This is a genomic window from Exilispira thermophila (genome assembly GCF_055389015.1).
In genome coordinates this window covers 2434144-2451104 of sequence record NZ_AP042476.1, presented here as the reverse complement: position 1 = coordinate 2451104, position 16961 = coordinate 2434144, and the positions used below count along the sequence as shown (strand labels likewise).

Annotated in this window: 16 protein-coding genes and 2 tRNA genes; 6 read left to right on the top strand and 12 right to left on the bottom strand. The window is 25.7% G+C overall.

The features are described 5' to 3' along the window. Nucleotides 1-281: 281 nt before the first annotated feature. The gene (locus tag ACZ5EC_RS10410) at nt 282-2492 is read right to left on the bottom strand and encodes a xanthine dehydrogenase family protein molybdopterin-binding subunit (RefSeq protein WP_464302418.1); all 2211 of its coding nucleotides are present in this window, start codon (nt 2490-2492) and stop codon (nt 282-284) included. A gap of 238 nt (nt 2493-2730) precedes the next feature. Here ACZ5EC_RS10410 and ACZ5EC_RS10405 point away from each other — a divergent pair, with 238 nt between their 5' ends. Next, nucleotides 2731-3804 (top strand): IS110 family RNA-guided transposase, encoded by a 1074-nt coding sequence (locus tag ACZ5EC_RS10405; RefSeq protein WP_464301764.1) that lies wholly within the window; start codon nt 2731-2733, stop codon nt 3802-3804. A 36-nt stretch (nt 3805-3840) separates the two neighbouring features. Here the strand turns inward: ACZ5EC_RS10405 and ACZ5EC_RS10400 are convergent, their stop codons facing one another. The 4 genes from ACZ5EC_RS10400 to ACZ5EC_RS10385 form a co-directional block, all read right to left on the bottom strand. Continuing rightward, the gene (locus ACZ5EC_RS10400; protein ID WP_464302417.1) at nt 3841-4014 is read right to left on the bottom strand and encodes a hypothetical protein; all 174 of its coding nucleotides are present in this window, start codon (nt 4012-4014) and stop codon (nt 3841-3843) included. Nucleotides 4015-4206: 192 nt separating this feature from the next. Then, nucleotides 4207-4716: a (2Fe-2S)-binding protein gene (locus tag ACZ5EC_RS10395; RefSeq protein ID WP_464302416.1), complete on the bottom strand. Its 510-nt coding sequence runs from the start codon at nt 4714-4716 to the stop codon at nt 4207-4209. Between the two features lie 62 nt (nt 4717-4778). Beyond that, a complete protein-coding gene (locus ACZ5EC_RS10390) occupies nt 4779-5618 on the bottom strand; it encodes an FAD binding domain-containing protein (RefSeq protein WP_464302415.1) in 840 nt (279 codons plus the stop codon). A gap of 87 nt (nt 5619-5705) precedes the next feature. After that, complete coding sequence (locus ACZ5EC_RS10385; RefSeq protein WP_464302414.1) at nt 5706-7076, bottom strand: 8-oxoguanine deaminase; 1371 nt, start codon at nt 7074-7076, stop codon at nt 5706-5708. A gap of 250 nt (nt 7077-7326) precedes the next feature. On the opposite strand from ACZ5EC_RS10385, the gene ACZ5EC_RS10380 reads away from it, so the two are divergent. Beyond that, a complete protein-coding gene (locus ACZ5EC_RS10380) occupies nt 7327-8100 on the top strand; it encodes a DapH/DapD/GlmU-related protein (protein WP_464302413.1) in 774 nt (257 codons plus the stop codon). Here the strand turns inward: ACZ5EC_RS10380 and ACZ5EC_RS10375 are convergent. Continuing rightward, on the bottom strand, nt 8097-9464 hold the full coding sequence (locus tag ACZ5EC_RS10375) for an MFS transporter (protein WP_464302412.1): 1368 nt from the start codon (nt 9462-9464) through the stop codon (nt 8097-8099). The genes ACZ5EC_RS10380 and ACZ5EC_RS10375 overlap by 4 nt on opposite strands. A 307-nt stretch (nt 9465-9771) precedes the next feature. Between ACZ5EC_RS10375 and ACZ5EC_RS10370 the strand changes: the two genes are divergently transcribed. After that, nucleotides 9772-10593 (top strand): DNA alkylation repair protein, encoded by an 822-nt coding sequence (locus tag ACZ5EC_RS10370; RefSeq protein WP_464302411.1) that lies wholly within the window; start codon nt 9772-9774, stop codon nt 10591-10593. Between the two features lie 39 nt (nt 10594-10632). Here ACZ5EC_RS10370 and ACZ5EC_RS10365 read toward each other — a convergent pair. The 3 genes from ACZ5EC_RS10365 to ACZ5EC_RS10355 all read right to left on the bottom strand — a co-directional run bounded on the left by ACZ5EC_RS10365 (nt 10633) and on the right by ACZ5EC_RS10355 (nt 11444). Beyond that, nucleotides 10633-10720 (bottom strand) — tRNA-Ser (locus tag ACZ5EC_RS10365). Between the two features lie 94 nt (nt 10721-10814). Then, a tRNA-Ser gene (locus tag ACZ5EC_RS10360) sits at nt 10815-10901 on the bottom strand. A gap of 48 nt (nt 10902-10949) precedes the next feature. Next, entirely contained in the window at nt 10950-11444 is a 495-nt protein-coding gene (locus ACZ5EC_RS10355) for a ferritin family protein (RefSeq protein WP_464302410.1), read from the bottom strand. Nucleotides 11445-11586: 142 nt separating this feature from the next. Between ACZ5EC_RS10355 and ACZ5EC_RS10350 the strand changes: the two genes are divergently transcribed. The 3 genes from ACZ5EC_RS10350 to ACZ5EC_RS10340 all read left to right on the top strand — a co-directional run bounded on the left by ACZ5EC_RS10350 (nt 11587) and on the right by ACZ5EC_RS10340 (nt 13927). Further along, the gene (locus tag ACZ5EC_RS10350; protein WP_464302409.1) at nt 11587-12033 is read left to right on the top strand and encodes a PTS sugar transporter subunit IIA; all 447 of its coding nucleotides are present in this window, start codon (nt 11587-11589) and stop codon (nt 12031-12033) included. Between the two features lie 229 nt (nt 12034-12262). Further along, nucleotides 12263-13489, top strand: coding sequence for a cation:proton antiporter (locus ACZ5EC_RS10345; protein ID WP_464302408.1), 1227 nt, complete (start codon nt 12263-12265; stop codon nt 13487-13489). 117 nt (nt 13490-13606) lie between these two features. Further along, complete coding sequence (locus ACZ5EC_RS10340; protein ID WP_464302407.1) at nt 13607-13927, top strand: hypothetical protein; 321 nt, start codon at nt 13607-13609, stop codon at nt 13925-13927. A 97-nt stretch (nt 13928-14024) separates the two neighbouring features. Here ACZ5EC_RS10340 and ACZ5EC_RS10335 read toward each other — a convergent pair whose 3' ends face one another. From ACZ5EC_RS10335 to ACZ5EC_RS10325, 3 genes are all read right to left on the bottom strand, one after another. After that, complete coding sequence (locus ACZ5EC_RS10335; RefSeq protein ID WP_464302406.1) at nt 14025-14357, bottom strand: rod-binding protein; 333 nt, start codon at nt 14355-14357, stop codon at nt 14025-14027. Between the two features lie 69 nt (nt 14358-14426). Next, on the bottom strand, nt 14427-15542 hold the full coding sequence (locus tag ACZ5EC_RS10330; protein ID WP_464302405.1) for a hypothetical protein: 1116 nt from the start codon (nt 15540-15542) through the stop codon (nt 14427-14429). A gap of 213 nt (nt 15543-15755) precedes the next feature. Then, entirely contained in the window at nt 15756-16829 is a 1074-nt protein-coding gene (locus ACZ5EC_RS10325; RefSeq protein ID WP_464301764.1) for an IS110 family RNA-guided transposase, read from the bottom strand. Between the last annotated feature and the right edge of the window lie 132 nt (nt 16830-16961).

Here is a 16961-nt window from a genome sequence, read left to right as displayed (position 1 = left end):
TTATTTATAATAATTAATATTTATATAACCATTATATTCTTTTTCTTTCTATAATCACAATCAATTCACAATAATATTCACAAAACTCAAAGGTATTGTTTATTTATACACACAAGGTTTTCATAAAACATTAAAACCTAATTTTTTCAGATTATTAACAAGTTTTTCAATTTTTTTATACTATCAAGTTTTTTATTCAAAAATAAGATTTATGAAAATTAAAAAAAGAGGCTATCCCATAAGCTTTAGGACAACCTCTTTTTGTTTTTAATATTTATTTATTATTTTTCTAAAGCTTCTAAAACTCTTTCTGGAGTAAAAGGAGCTTTATAAATTCGTTTTCCTGTTGCATGAAAAAAAGCATTTGCAATTGCTGGAATAGGACCATTAATATTGATTTCTGAAATTGATTTTGCACCAAATGGACCTGTTTTTTCATAAGTTTCGACTAATTTAACTTTCAAGTCAGGAATATCATCTGCTGTAAATAGTTTATATTTACCATAGCTATTATTTATCATTGTACCTTTATCAGAAAAATAATAATTTTCTGTTAAAGCATAAGATAAACCATTAACAATAGCTCCCTCACATTGACCTTCAGCAAGGGTTGGATTAATTGCTGTGCCACAATCAACTGCAGCAAAGTAGTTTAATACTTTTATATTTCCAAGTAATGTGTCAACTTCGATTTCTACAAAATGTGTTGCAAATGGTGGTGGAGATTGATCTCCAACATGAGATGCATAAGCCTGTATTTGAAATTGGTCTTTATCATATAAAGAATATAAACAAATATCCTCATACTTAACATGTTTATCACTGTTTTTAATAAATACTTTTCCTTCAACAATTTCAAGATTATCGACTTTTTCTTCTAACATTTCAGAAGCAACTTTTAAAATGGTTTGTTTTATATTAACTGCACATTTCCTTGTTGCTTCACCTGAAAGATAAGTTGTTGAAGATGCATATGCACCTGTATCAAAAGGTGTAAAATCTGTATCAGAAGAATAAACTATAATTTTTTCTACAGGAACATCCAATACTTCAGCAGCAATTTGAGCTAATATTGTATCAGAGCCAGTTCCTAAATCTGTAGCTCCAACATTCAAATTGAATGAACCATCTTCATTCATTTTCATATATGCTGATGCCATATCAATTCTAGGTATTGCAGACCCCTGCATAAGTGAAACCATTCCAACACCTCTTTTAAACCTCTTTCCTTCTTGTTTATAAAACCAATATTTCTCTCTTTTTTCTCTCCAATTAAATTCTTTTTCACCTACTTCAAGACATCTATCAAGACCCACAGAATTAAGATTCATATCAACACCTTCTTTACCTTCACCAATTGCTTTAAAAATTGGGGAAGTTTCACCTGTTTTTATTGACCATTTTTTATAAAAATCAACAGGATCTATTTTACATTCATAAGCAATTTGATCTATAATTTGTCCATATCCTGCATACCCTTGAGATGCACCATACCCTCTATAAGCACCTCCAACTGGTAAATTTGTATATACTGCTTTACCGTTAAATTTTAAATTAGGTATTTTATTCAACAAAGGTAAAACTTTTGAACCTGCATTTGAAAGAACTGTCAAAGCATGGGAACCATAAGCACCTGTATTTTCTAAAGCTTCATACAAAAGGGAATTAATTTTACCATCAGAATTATACCCTGCTTTAATATGAATCCTATAAGGGTGTCTGGTTCTTGTAAAAGTAAAAACTTCCTCTCTTGTTAGAGTTATTTTTACATTCCTTTTATATCTCCATGCAACAAGTGCTGCATAAGGCTCTATAATTATCTCCTGCTTTCCTCCAAATCCCCCACCTATTCTTGGTTTGATAACTCTGATTTTTGAAATTGGAATTTTTGTAACATAAGAAGTAATTCTTCTTACATGATAAGGAACTTGAGTAGTTGTAATTATAACAAGTCTACCTCTATTATCAAAATATGCTGCAACAGAGTGTGGTTCAATAGCAGCATGAGAAGTATAAGGAGTATAAAAAGAACCTTCAATTGTATGTTCTGATTCTTTAAACCCTTTTTCAATATTACCAATCTCAAAATTTATTTCAGCTGCAATATTCTTTTCTGGATAATAAGGAACCGGTATCTTTGCAAAAGAATCTTTTTCAGGATGAACAGGATTTGAAGATTCAGCTTTTTCAAAATCAAGTACTGGTTTTAAAATTTCATATTTTATTTTTACCAGTTTTGAAGCTTTTAATCCTATCTCTTTTGTCTCTGCAACTATAGCACATACTTTATCACCAACATATCTTACATAATTATCAAATAAATAAGTATCATAAGGAGAAGGTTCAGGATATCCCTGGCCAGCTGTTGTATAAGGTATTCTTTCAACATTTTTATATGACAATACATCTAATACACCTTCAATTTTTAAAGCTTCTGTTGCATCAATATCAACAATTTTTGCAAATGCATAAGGAGATGTGATAAAAATCAATAGCAGGGGATAAAGAAACTGCTTTCAGGCAACGAAAATAAACCTGAAAGCAGATAGGCTTAGGTTCGACATTTAATTTGGTCAAAAAGACCGTTTAGGAGAATGAAGAGCCTACAGCCGAATCAACATAATAATCGGATTTTAACAATCCAGATTGAATAGGAGAATGGATTATTCTCTGTAATAAATATCGTAAAGAATCTGCTTTCAATTAAAAAAAAATAATTGGAGGAGGCAGATGAAACTATCAGTTGGAGTTGATTTACACAAGCATCAAATGACGGTATGTATAAAAAATTTAGAACAAAGGATTGCAGATATTAATTGGAAATTTTCTACAAAAAAAGAAGGATATATGGAATTTGTAAGATTGTTAAAGAAATTATCCCAACCAGAAGAAATTGAAATAGCAGTAGAATCTACAGGAAATACAAGATATTTCAAAAGAGAAATGGAAAATTATGGATTTAAAGTACATGTAGTAAATACCTTAAAGTTTAAAGTAATAAATGAATCAATAAACAAAACAGATAAACATGATGCAAGGACATTAGCAGAATTTTTATCAAAAGATATGATACCAGAAGTAAATTTATGTAAAGAAGATAGTAAAAATTTAAGAGATTTATTAAAGCATAGGTCAGTATTAAAAAAGACCAATGTAAGTTTAAAGAATCAAATACATGGAATAATGTTAGAAATGGGTATAGGAACAAAGAATGGACAGCTTAACACAAAAACAGGAAGGGTAAAAATTATAGAACAAATATCGGACCCAATAAAAAAAAGTATAGTATCAGGGATAATAAAAACAATAAATAGTATAGAAAGTTTAATATCAGAAATAGAGAAAGAGCTTTCAAAGATGACAGAAAAAGATGAAGCAGTAAGAATACTAAGGACAATACCAGGATGTGGATTGATAACTTCAATTACTTTAAGGGCTTACATAGATGACATAAATAAATTTAGTTCATATAAAAAGCTTTCTTCTTATTGTGGATTGGTACCATGGGTACAAAATTCAGCAGACAAAGAAAGATATGGGAATATAACTAAAAGAGGTTCACAAGAATTGAGAACAGCATTTGTACAGATGACAATGGGTATGATAAGGGTAAAAAGAGAAAGAGAAAATAGATATATGAAATCTTATAGAAATATGAAAAAAATAAAAGGAAGTGGAAAAGCAATAATAGCAACTTCAAGAAAGTTAAGTAAATTGGTATGGACATTATTAAAAAATGGTTGTGAATATGATCCAGTAAAATCAAATGATATATTGTTAAATAAAGATTATTCCGTTGCCTGAAAGCAATGATTTGAGGTTTTACCTCGTTTATATAAATTAGCAGATTTTTTGATATTTAATATTGATTTTTATAGGAGAATAAATAAAAACTACTGATAAAGGATCCTCTATTTTAAAATCATCTGTATAAAGCTCTTCCCCAGTTGCTAAAGCTAACCCATCTATTTTTTTTTCAGCTTTGTTAACATATTTAAAATTATTCTTTTTCATAATTTTCTCCATTTTTTACTACATATTTTTATTTTTTTTAATTTTTCATTTTTTTTCTTTTTTATAATTTTTTTTATTTTTATTTTTATTTTATTTTTATTTTATTTTTTTTATTTTATTTTTTCAAATTTATTAAATTAATTACTTTTCAATATTGTTTATTGAAATTATTAAGTCTTTTTTATTAACAAATTACTTTTTATTTAACCTTTCAGCTGCTAATTTGACTCCATCAATTATTTTAACATAACCTGTACATCTACATAAATTACCATCTAAAGCACTTTTAATTTCTTCTTCATTAGGTTTTGGGTTGTTTTTTAACAATGCATAAGTTGATACAACAAAACCTGGGGTACAAAAACCACATTGAACAGCACCTGCATCAACAAAAGCTTTTTGTATTTCATCAGGTTCATGTAAAGTTCCAATACCCTTAACTGTCTTTATCTGTTTTTCAAGAACACTCATAGTCAAAACCTGACAGGAATTAACAGGAATTTCATCAATTAGAACCATGCAGGCTCCACACTCTCCCTCTTCACAACCATTTTTAACCTCAGTATAACCATTATTTCTCAAAGTAGTTAACAATGTTTCATTTGGGAAAAAAGTTAAATCAACAAGTTCACCATTTATATTCATCCTTTTTGTTACCAAATATTTTTTCTCTTTCAATTTAATATTGTTTAATTTTTGCATCTATTTCCTCCATAAATCATAAAGTTTTTATTACTAATTTAATTTTATTATTTTTATTTAAATCAAGATTTTTTCATAATTTGATTTTTTATCTCATTTAATCCATCTTTTATAAAGATTTTTAATGCTTTATCTTTGTAAGCTGCAGAAAACCTATAATCTCTTGTAAATTCAACATATAAATGATTATCTATTTCATTTATCAGATTATCATCTAACACTTTATCCTGCAAATAACTCTCTAAATCTGTTAATTCTCTAAATCTTCCAACAATACCAGTTATAAAAATTTTTGATGATTTAACTATTTTATTGTCAATTTTCAATAAAGCTGAAATATTAAAAGCAGCATAATCAAAATTTACTCTAACCAATCTGTTTACAAAGAAATAATAATCTTTTTCATTTTTAAATTTTATACTCTTTATTATAAAAGGTTTTAATTCATTCATTCTTTTAACAAGTTCAATAACTTTAATTTCAACTAAACCATCATTTCCAAATATAACTGCATTAGCATCTATTGCAAATAATGGAGCCATAAGATCGCTCCATGGTTGAAAATCAACAATTGAACCCCCTATTGTTATTCTATTTCTTAATGGGTGAGAAGCAGCTAATTCTAAAGATTTTTTTAACAATCCTGTTTTCCCTTCACCTTTATTAAAATGTTCAATTACCTTATTAAAAGTGACCATGGCACCAATTTCTATTTCGGATTCAGTTTCATTAATAAAATCCAGTTTTAATTTTGAAAGGTCAACAAAACCTTCTATTGCAGTAGATTTTGTTCTTAAAATTCCAGTTCCTCCTGCATGTAAAATTACATTAGGTTGTTTTAAATAAGCTAATGCATCTTCAAAAGTTTCAGGATAATACCATTTTACATCTTTTCTCAACATAAGCAATCCTTTAATAATTTTTATTTTTTTCTATTTTCACTATTTTTCTCTTTTTTATTTGGCTTTTTATTTTTTTAATGACACCTATTACTTTTCCAGAATCCTTTTTGCAATTTCATTTCCCTTTTTAACAATCTCTTCTTCATCAAATCCAATAAGTTTTCCATTTCTTACAACGATCTTCCCATTTACAATAGTATATTCAGTTTTATGATCATTACCTGCAAATAACAAAGCAGCAGCAGGATCTGATAAACTTCCAACATACTCTATTTTGTTAATATTAAATAAAGCAAGATCTGCAGCCCAACCTTCTTTAATTTTTCCAACTTTATTAAAACCTAAAATTTTTGTTCCATTTTCAATAGCTATTTTATATACATCTTCTGTTTTCATAGCTTTTGCACCATATTTAATCCTCTGTAATAACATAGCATTTCTCATCTCTCCAAGAAAGTCTGAAGTATCATTTGAAGCTGAGCCATCAACAGCTAAACCTACATTAATTCCCATTTCTAGCATTTCAGTAACTCTTGCAATTCCTGAACCAAGTCTCATGTTTGAAGAAGGGCAATGTGCTATTGAAGTTTTTGTTTCTTTTAATCTTTCTAACTCATTATCATTAAAATAAATGCCATGTGCATAAAAAACATCCTCCCCAATAAACTCCCAATCTTCCATTAATTCTAAAGGTCTTTTCCCAAAAGTATCCACACAATATTGAGTTTCATCTTCTGTTTCAGCTAAATGTGTATGTAATTTCACCCCATATTTCCTTGCCAGTCTGGAGGATTCAATCATAAGATCTTTTGTAACTGAGAATGGACTACATGGAGCTAAAACTATTTTTTTCATTGAAAATTCTGAATTATCATGAAATTTTTCTATCACTCTCTGACTGTCTTTTAAAATCTCATCTTCAGTCTGAACAACAGAATCTGGCGGCAAACCCCCATCTTTTTTACTTAATGACATTGAACCTCTTGTTGGTGAAAACCTGATTCCTAATTTCTCAGCAGCTTCAAATTGAATTCCCATTAAATCATTTTTAAAATCTTTTGGATAGAGGTAATGATGATCAGTTGTTAAAGTGCATCCAGTTTTTAAAAGTTCTCCTATTGCTACCAATGATGAATAATAAACAGCTTCTTCATCAATATTTTTCCATATTTCATAAAGGTATACAAGCCAATCAAATAATTTAGCATTTTGCACAGGTTTCAAATTTCTTGTTAAAGTCTGGTAAAAATGGTGATGAGTATTAACAAAACCAGGAACTACAACTAAATCTTTTGCATTTATAACTTCTATTTTATCACCTTTTTTAATAAAATTCTCAGTATCTATATTTTTTTCTATTTTTAAAATTTTATTATCTTTAATTAAAATATCATATCCCCAATAACTTTTATTATTATCCATTGTATAAATATAAAAACAATTTTTCAATAATATCATTTTTTATCTCCTCAATTTGCATTTTATTAAGAATCCTCAATTTTATAACCTTTTAAATTATTATATTAAATGAAAAAAAATCAATAGCTTTGTATAAAATTGTCAACCAATTCAAAATATTGATTTTATTTATTTATTCTCTATATTATTAAAAGCATTTGCACTTAAAATAAATATAATTAATAGCTAATAATTATTTAATTTATTTTTCTTAAAATAGGTATTATAATTATTTCATTGGGGGTTGATAATGACTTTAAAAAATATTAACAATATCCTTTTTAAATTATCAAATTCAATTATTGTTATCATCTTAGTTGCACTTTTTATTTATACCTTTTATGCATTTGTTCTTAGCTTATTAATTTTTCCTGCTATTTATTTAGTTATAAAATCAATAAATTATTTTCTGATCTCCAGATTTATAGAAATTAAAAACATATTTTATTTTTCTATTTCTATTGGTGTAATTTTTTATGCTTTCTTAATTTATGGTTCTATCCTTTTAGCTTTATTTATTAGAATTTTATCTATTGGAATTAAACCTGGGAAATACTATAAAACTTCTTTAACTACTTTAAGATGGTTAATTTACTCAGGAATTTACTCCATAGCAATTAATTTCATCTTGCCTCATATAGTTATGTCATTTTTCTTAAATCTATTTTTTAAAATTATTGGTGCAAAAATTGGGGACAATGTTTATTTAAATACATTTATGTTAAACGATGCATATTTGCTAACAATAGAAGATAATGTTATAGTTGGAGGCCAAACAGATCTTTCATGTCATATTTTTGAAAATGATTATCTAATACTTGATAAAATATTTATAGGGAAAAACACAACAATTGGAGCACATTGTTATATTTCTCCGGGAGTTAAAATAGGTAAAAACTGTAAAATAGGTCTTTATACTTATATAAGATCAAATACAACTATACCTGATTATTCAAAAATAATTTCTATTGCAGGTATGAACATGAGAGATGTTATAAAAATTGAAAAAGGTAATTTATATTAGTTATCTTTTTCAAATTCTTCTATATCTTTTATTATCTTATTATAAAACTTTTTATCAATTGGATAATAAAACAAAATACTAATACCTATTAAAAATAATATTGCAGGAAATATTCCAATTAAAAGGGTAATCCCTAATTTGGAAAGAGCTGTTTGTTCAACTTCTGGAATATATCCAAAAATAGATAAAATCCAACCACTTAAAAATAAGGCAAATGCCTGTCCAACTTTACTTGAGAAAGTCCACATGCCATAAAAAACCCCTTCTCTTCTTACCTTATTAATTGAATAATCATATTCAATTATATCTGGAATTATTGAATATGGCATCACATATTGAGTTGCAAACCCAATTCCTGTTAAAAACATAATGATATAACCAAATGTCGGGCCAAATTTTTTAGTTCCAAATGAAAAGACAATTGCAAAAACAGTTACAATAAACATTCCTATATTATAACTTAATTTCTTACCTATTTTTTTAGAAATTTTAACCCAAACAGGGATGAATAAAATACTTGTTAATAAAAGTATCATCAAAGCAATTTGAAATAATGATTCATTATGAATTATGTATTTAAAATAATAAAGTAATCCACTTTGAATAATTGTAATACCCATGATATGGAATGTCCATGGAAATAAAGCAGTTAAAAACGCTTTTAACTTTAATACTTCTTTATATGACTTCAATATTGGGATTTTTATCTCTTTTTTATAATTGTTGTTTTCATGAACTGTAATTATAGTTATAATCATTGTAAAAAACATTATAAAACCCATAACAGCTCCTGCAACAATCCATCCAGTTACTTTATTATCAAAACTGTTAACAATTGGTAAAGTCAATGCTGCTCCTACCATTGTACCAATAACAGCAAATGACATTCTATATCCGTTTAACTCTGTCCTTTCATGATAATCTTTTGTTAATTCAGGAGTTAAAGCTCCATATGGAATGTTAACCAATGTATATGCAGTATTTAAAAAACAATAAATTATTACTATGTATATAAAAAGCAAATTTTTATTAACAATTCCTGGTTTTGCAAACATTATTATCATACCCAGTAAAAGTAAAATTGAACCAATAAAAAGATAAGGTTTCCTTCTACCCCATCTGCTTTTAGTGTTATCAGATAAATACCCAACTAAAGGATCTGTTATAGCATCCCAGATTTTTCCAATCATTAAAGCAGTTCCAGCTAATGCTGATGGAATTCTAACAATATCTGTCAAATAATATAGGAGATAAAACCCTATAACAGTTACAAAAAGGTTTCCTCCAAGGTCACCAATACCAAACCCAATTTTTGAAATTAATTTCAATTTCCCTTTTTCATTTAAATTAAGATTTTTTCCCATCATTTTACCTTCATTTTATTATTTTTTTTCTATTTTTATTGATTTTTTTGTTTTTATTATTATCATTATTTTTTTAAATTTTTTAGATTTTTTTGTTTTTCTTATTTTTTTTTATTATTTTTTTTAATTTATATTGGTACTTTTACAAAATGAAAAATTAAATAATTTTTAGTTAATTTTTATTTAAAATCTTTTTTTGTCAATTTTTAATAATATTTTACTTTTATTGTTTTTAAATTATAAATTATGTTAAAAGAATAAAATCATAATTCTTATATTGTATATTCATGATATTGATGGAGGTTAAATGTCTATAGAAGCAAAGATCAGGTATGAAATATTTAATTTAAAAAACGATGAAATTGCTAATCATTCAAAAATATTTTTCAAAACAGGTAAAGGGGAATATGGAGAAGGTGATTTATTTTTAGGTGTTAGAGTTCCTGTAATAAAAAAAATTGCTAAAAAACATTATAAATCAATAAATTTTAATGAAATAGTAAATTTATTAAAGGATAAATATCATGAGATTAGATTATTGGCTATTTTTATATTGATTTTTAAATATGAAAAAAGTGATTTGTTTTATAAAGAACAAATTTTAAATATTGTGTTAGAAAATATTAAGTATTTAAATAATTGGGACATTGTTGATACTGTATCACCAAAAATTATAGGAAATTTTTTATATTTAAAAAATGAAAAAGGCCTACTTTTTGAACTTGCAAAAACTAACAATTTATGGACTAAAAGAATAGCCATTATTTCAACTTTATATTTTATAAAAAATAAAGAATTTAATACTACATTAAAATTAATCGAATATTTTCTACAAAATTCATCTAATAAAGATATAGATAAAAATTCTAGTATAAAATATAATGATAAAAAAATATATAATAAAACAAACTTTAACAAGAAAAATTATGATAAAAACAATTTGAATAATCATGATTTAATACAAAAAGCTTGTGGATGGATGCTTAGGGAAATTGGAAAAATAGATTATAATACAGAATATAATTTTTTAAAAAAATGGTACAAAAGAATACCAAGAACTATGTTGCGCTATGCTATAGAAAAATTTGATGAAAAAACAAGAAAGAATTTTTTAAATGGAACCATTTAAGATTAACAATTACATAATAAGAAGCAACAAATAAAAAAACGGAGAGGGGGGGATTCGAACCCCCGGTAGAGTTAACCCCTACAACTCCTTAGCAGGGAGCCCGATTCGACCACTCTCGCACCTCTCCGTCTGAATCAAAAATATATAAATTGAAATTTTTGTCAATAAAGAAAAAAAGGACTACCTCAATTTGAGATAGCCCTGAAATAATTTATAATAATCGGAGAGAGAGGGATTCGAACCCCCGGTACCCTTTCGGGTACAGTAGTTTTCAAGACTACCACCTTCGACCACTCGGTCATCTCTCCATCCTGTGAAATTTATTTACAATAATCTTAATAAATGTCAAGAAAAGATTATAAAATTTCTTGTTTAATTTTTTCTAATAGAATTACATGATTTTTTTCTTCAGATATAATTTGTTTTGTAAATTCTTTAGAATCATTAAATTTCAATAAATCCAATAATTCATTATAGAAAGTAATTGAATCTTTTTCAGTTTGTAAAGCATAATTTAAAATCTTCTCTAATGAATTATTTTTTATAAACCCTTTGATTTCATCTTCTTTTGTAAAAAACGGCGTATTTAAAATAGTTGAAAGATAAAGAGAGATATCATCACCTAAATAATCTGAATCAACAACTTCTTCACCATGCCTTTCAAGAATTTGTGCAAACTTTTGTTTATGCCCTTTTTCCATATCCATTAAATTAAGCATCAAATTTCTTACTTTTTCATTTTTACTTTGTTCAGCAGCAATTTTATAAAATTCAATACCTGATTCTTCAAGTTGAATTGCAATGTTTAAAAGTTCTTTTATATTAAGATTTTTAATGTTATTATTATCCATAACATCCCCTTTTCAAAAATCATTTTCTAAATAATATAATAATATTTTTTTTATTCAATAGTAAAGATTATTTTATTATTCAAATTTATTTTTATTGACAATCATAAAAATAGTTTTATCTATTTAAAAAAAAGGTTTTGCTATGATTAATTTAAAAGACTATATTAAAAAAGACAAAATCTTCTTTATTTCAACAAAAGACAAAACTGAAACTTTAGAATTTATGATTAATAATTTAAAAGACCTTAGAGAAATCAAAGATTTCGATGAATTTAAAAAAGCTGTTTTTAAAAGAGAAAGTATAATTAGTACTGGTATAGGGAAAAATGTTGCAATACCCCATGTTAAAATAAAAAGCATTGAATCTTTTTTTATTTCCATTGCAATTCACAAAACTGGAGTTGAATGGAATTCACTTGATGGACAACCTGTTAATTTTATTTTTCTTATTGGTGGCCCTGAGAATCATACAATGTATTTAAGAATACTTGCTAAATTGACTTTAATTATAAAAAACGAAGAAATTAGAAACAAACTTAAAAACACCAATAACCCGGAAGAAGTTTTAGAAGTTTTTAAGCATCTATAGAAAATAAAAAATCTTTTTTCTCTTTATATTAAAAGAACAATTTAAATTTAAATTGTTTATTTTTTTAATTTAAATATATAAAATTATAAATAGATAACTTAATATCAAAAATAGTTTTATTTTTTTAAAACAATTTTTTATCATTTAAATTTTTTTTTATTGTTAAAAAATTAGTACATATAAAAAGACAAATAAAATAATTATTAATATTCATTTAAAAGGAACAAAAATGGATGTACTTGAATATCTTCTTATTTCTTTAGGAATTACTTTGCTTATTGCACTTTTATTAAAATACTTTATATCTGACAGATATAAAATCCCAGCTGTTACCTTATATATTATATTTGGTGTAATAATGGGTATTTCGCTTTTAAAAGTTTTTACTGATAAAACTCTTAGTGATCTAAACTTTGTTTCAAAAATTGCTTTAGGTATTATTGCATTTACTATTGGTTCAGAGCTTGACAAAAATACTTTGGCCAAACTTGGCAAATCTATTCTTATAATTGCTTTCTTTGAATCATTTGGAGCATTCATTGTTGTTACTGGGTCATTAATATTATTTACAAATTATCCTTTTTATTATGCTTTAATTTTAGGTGCTGTATCTTCTGCAACTGCTCCAGCTGCTACTGTATATGTAATTAGACAATATAAAGCTAAAGGTCCTTTAACTTCTACAATAATGGGCGTTGTAGGAGTTGATGATGCTGCTGCTTTAATAATTTTTGTATTTGCATCAGTATTTGCTTCAAGTTTTATGAAAGGAACTAACCCATCTATTATTGTTATTATTTTTAAACCAATTATAATTATTGCTATTTCTGTATTGCTTGGTTTTTTATCAGGTTTTGTTTATAATCTTATTTTTAGAAAAATTAGAGATAATGAAATTATAATTATGGGTATCTTTGCTTTTTTACTTATACAATTAGGAATTTCAGAAAAATTTGATTTATCGGAACTATTAGCAATTATGTCATTTGGTTTATACCTGGCAAATACTAATAATAACCTTACTTATAGATCAAAACTTAACCTTGATAATATTTCACCTATTTTATTACCATTATTTTTTATTCTAGCTGGAGCTCAACTAAATATAAAGCTAATTGGAAAAATTGGATTAATTGGCCTTCTTTACACAGCTGCCAGAATGACAGGTAAAATTTTAGGAGCTTCTTTTGGAGCAGTAATTGGTAAGGCACAAAAAGTTGTTAAAAAATTTGTAGGATTTGCTCTTATTCCTCAAGTAGGTGTTGCTGTTGCTCTTGCTTTAACTGTTAAATCAAAATATGGTACTGGAGCTTATGGCCAAACTGGAATTGACCTATCCAATATTGTTATTAACATTTTACTTTTTACAACTATTATTACAGAAACTATTGGACCTTTTTTAACTAAAACTGCTTTAACTATGGCTGGGGAAATTGAAGAAAACAAATCATCCTAGTTTTTTTAAATATTTTATCTTGTATTCTATAAAAAATTTATTAAATATTAAAAACAATATTAAATTAATTAAAATTATAATTGATTAAATTTAAAAACTTATATTTAAGGAGAAAATATGTTTTTTTATATTATTCAGGTTTTTGATTTTTCATATAAAGATGACATAGTATTAGGATTAATTTCTGCTGATATTCATAGAGGAACATTTATTGAGGGGAAAAATATTGAAAATTTATTAAACCAGGATTTCCCTTTATTTAAAGGTTTTTTTAAAATGAAAGAAGACAAAGAAATAGTATCTGCATTATTTTTTGGAATGTGTAAAGAAAAGAAAAAAATTGAAAACCTTATAAAAGTTTTAAAACAATCTGGAATCGAAAATAAAGACAACAAAATATATAGAATTATTCTTTTACCTGGAGAAGAAATTAGTTAATTTTTCTCTAAATTGATATTCGCCTTTAATATTTCTTTTTTTAATATTTTTATAAAAACCTTATTTTATCAGAAATAAAAATAAAAAGAATTAACTATTATCTGTTTTTTAATGATTGATAAACTAAAGAAGAAATAGAATTCAATCCATTTTTAGCCATAAGTTTAGAATATTCATCATACAACATATCTGACCAGATATCCTCAGCTAAACCACCATATAAAGGATTTTTCTCCTGATGCAATGTTTTTTTCATTTCACTTAACATAAGTTTAATAAATATACTTGCAAAATCCTGTGAAACCTTTTTAAGTTTTTCATCATTTTTTGTTTTATTTAAAATCTTTTTAGAACTATCTATTTTTTTTTCTAAATTATCATATTGATAATTTGTTTTATACAGATCTTTTATATTATTTAAATTAACCATAAAAACCCCAATTCCCTTATAATTATTTTATTCTTATTTTATATATTAATCGGAGTTTTATTATATTTTTTAATCAATTTGTAAAATATAGCTTCTTTTTCTTTTAATTATTTTTGAATCAAAATACTTCCATGTTGATTGTACTTTAGAATTAATTTCCAATTCACTATTTGTTTCTACTTTTTTTATTTTCTTTTTTATTGCAGTTTTTGTCATCTCTATCATTAGTAAAGCTGGTAGTCCTTTCCCCTGATATGATGGATCAACAGCACCTAAATAAAGGTCTAACTTATCATAATATTTTAAAGCTTTTAAAATATGTATAAATCCAAATGGAAATAATTTACCTTTTGCTTTTTGTAATGCTTTTGATAATGATGGCATAGATATTACAAAAGCAATAACATTCCCTTTTTCATTTATAGCAAGTTTTACTAAATCTGGTTCAATTTTCTTAATATAATCATCAATATATTTATTAATCAATTCATCATTAAGAGTTATTGCTGAAAATAATTCACTATAAGATTCATTTATTAAATCAAAAACCTCTCTAGCATATTTCATAAGATCTTTTTTTGATTTTAATTGAACTGTTTTAACTTTATATCTTTTTGTGATGATATCACCTATTTTTAAAACTTTTTCAGGAATTTTATCTGGGACATTAATCTCATATTCTACCCAATCTATCTCTTTTTTAAAACCATAATTCTCAAAAAAAACTTTATAATATTCATAGTTATAGCTTGAAGCTACAGTGGGTAATTTATTAAACCCCTCAACTAATAATCCCTGTGTATCAAAATTTGTAAATCCTAAAGGACCATGTATAAAATTTTTCCCATTTTTTTTAGCCCACTCTTTTGAAAAATCAAAAATAAATTTTGCTACATTATAATCTTCAATAAAATCAATTCTTGTAATTCTTGCAAATTCCTTTTCTTTTTCTTTATTTTTATTAATAATTAAACCAACTCTACCAACAATATCTTTTCCTCTTTTAAATAGATAAAATTCAGCATCACTAAATTTATATGCTGGATTTTTATCATTTCTTAAAGTATTTATTTCATCATTTATAATTGGAGGAACCCAATATTTAGAATTTTTATAAATATAAAAAGGGAATTTAACAAATCTTTTGATATCATCAATGGACTCAACTTTTTTTACTTCAATCATAATAATTTTCCTTTTATATTTTAACTTAATCACATATTTAAACTATATATCTAATAAACTTTATATGTCGAAATAATTAAATAATCATATAGGTAATATAGTAAACTTCTTTATAGAACTTTTTTTAATATTTTATCTCCTATAAAAATCAATATTAAATATCAAAAAATCTGCTAATTTATATAAACGAGGTAAAACCTCAAATCATTGCTTTCAGGCAACGGAATAATCTTTATTTAACAATATATCATTTGATTTTACTGGATCATATTCACAACCATTTTTTAATAATGTCCATACCAATTTACTTAACTTTCTTGAAGTTGCTATTATTGCTTTTCCACTTCCTTTTATTTTTTTCATATTTCTATAAGATTTCATATATCTATTTTCTCTTTCTCTTTTTACCCTTATCATACCCATTGTCATCTGTACAAATGCTGTTCTCAATTCTTGTGAACCTCTTTTAGTTATATTCCCATATCTTTCTTTGTCTGCTGAATTTTGTACCCATGGTACCAATCCACAATAAGAAGAAAGCTTTTTATATGAACTAAATTTATTTATGTCATCTATGTAAGCCCTTAAAGTAATTGAAGTTATCAATCCACATCCTGGTATTGTCCTTAGTATTCTTACTGCTTCATCTTTTTCTGTCATCTTTGAAAGCTCTTTCTCTATTTCTGATATTAAACTTTCTATACTATTTATTGTTTTTATTATCCCTGATACTATACTTTTTTTTATTGGGTCCGATATTTGTTCTATAATTTTTACCCTTCCTGTTTTTGTGTTAAGCTGTCCATTCTTTGTTCCTATACCCATTTCTAACATTATTCCATGTATTTGATTCTTTAAACTTACATTGGTCTTTTTTAATACTGACCTATGCTTTAATAAATCTCTTAAATTTTTACTATCTTCTTTACATAAATTTACTTCTGGTATCATATCTTTTGATAAAAATTCTGCTAATGTCCTTGCATCATGTTTATCTGTTTTGTTTATTGATTCATTTATTACTTTAAACTTTAAGGTATTTACTACATGTACTTTAAATCCATAATTTTCCATTTCTCTTTTGAAATATCTTGTATTTCCTGTAGATTCTACTGCTATTTCAATTTCTTCTGGTTGGGATAATTTCTTTAACAATCTTACAAATTCCATATATCCTTCTTTTTTTGTAGAAAATTTCCAATTAATATCTGCAATCCTTTGTTCTAAATTTTTTATACATACCGTCATTTGATGCTTGTGTAAATCAACTCCAACTGATAGTTTCATCTGCCTCCTCCAATTATTTTTTTTTAATTGAAAGCAGATTCTTTACGATATTTATTACAGAGAATAATCCATTCTCCTATTCAATCTGGATTGTTAAAATCCGATTATTATGTTGATTCGGCTGTAGGCTCT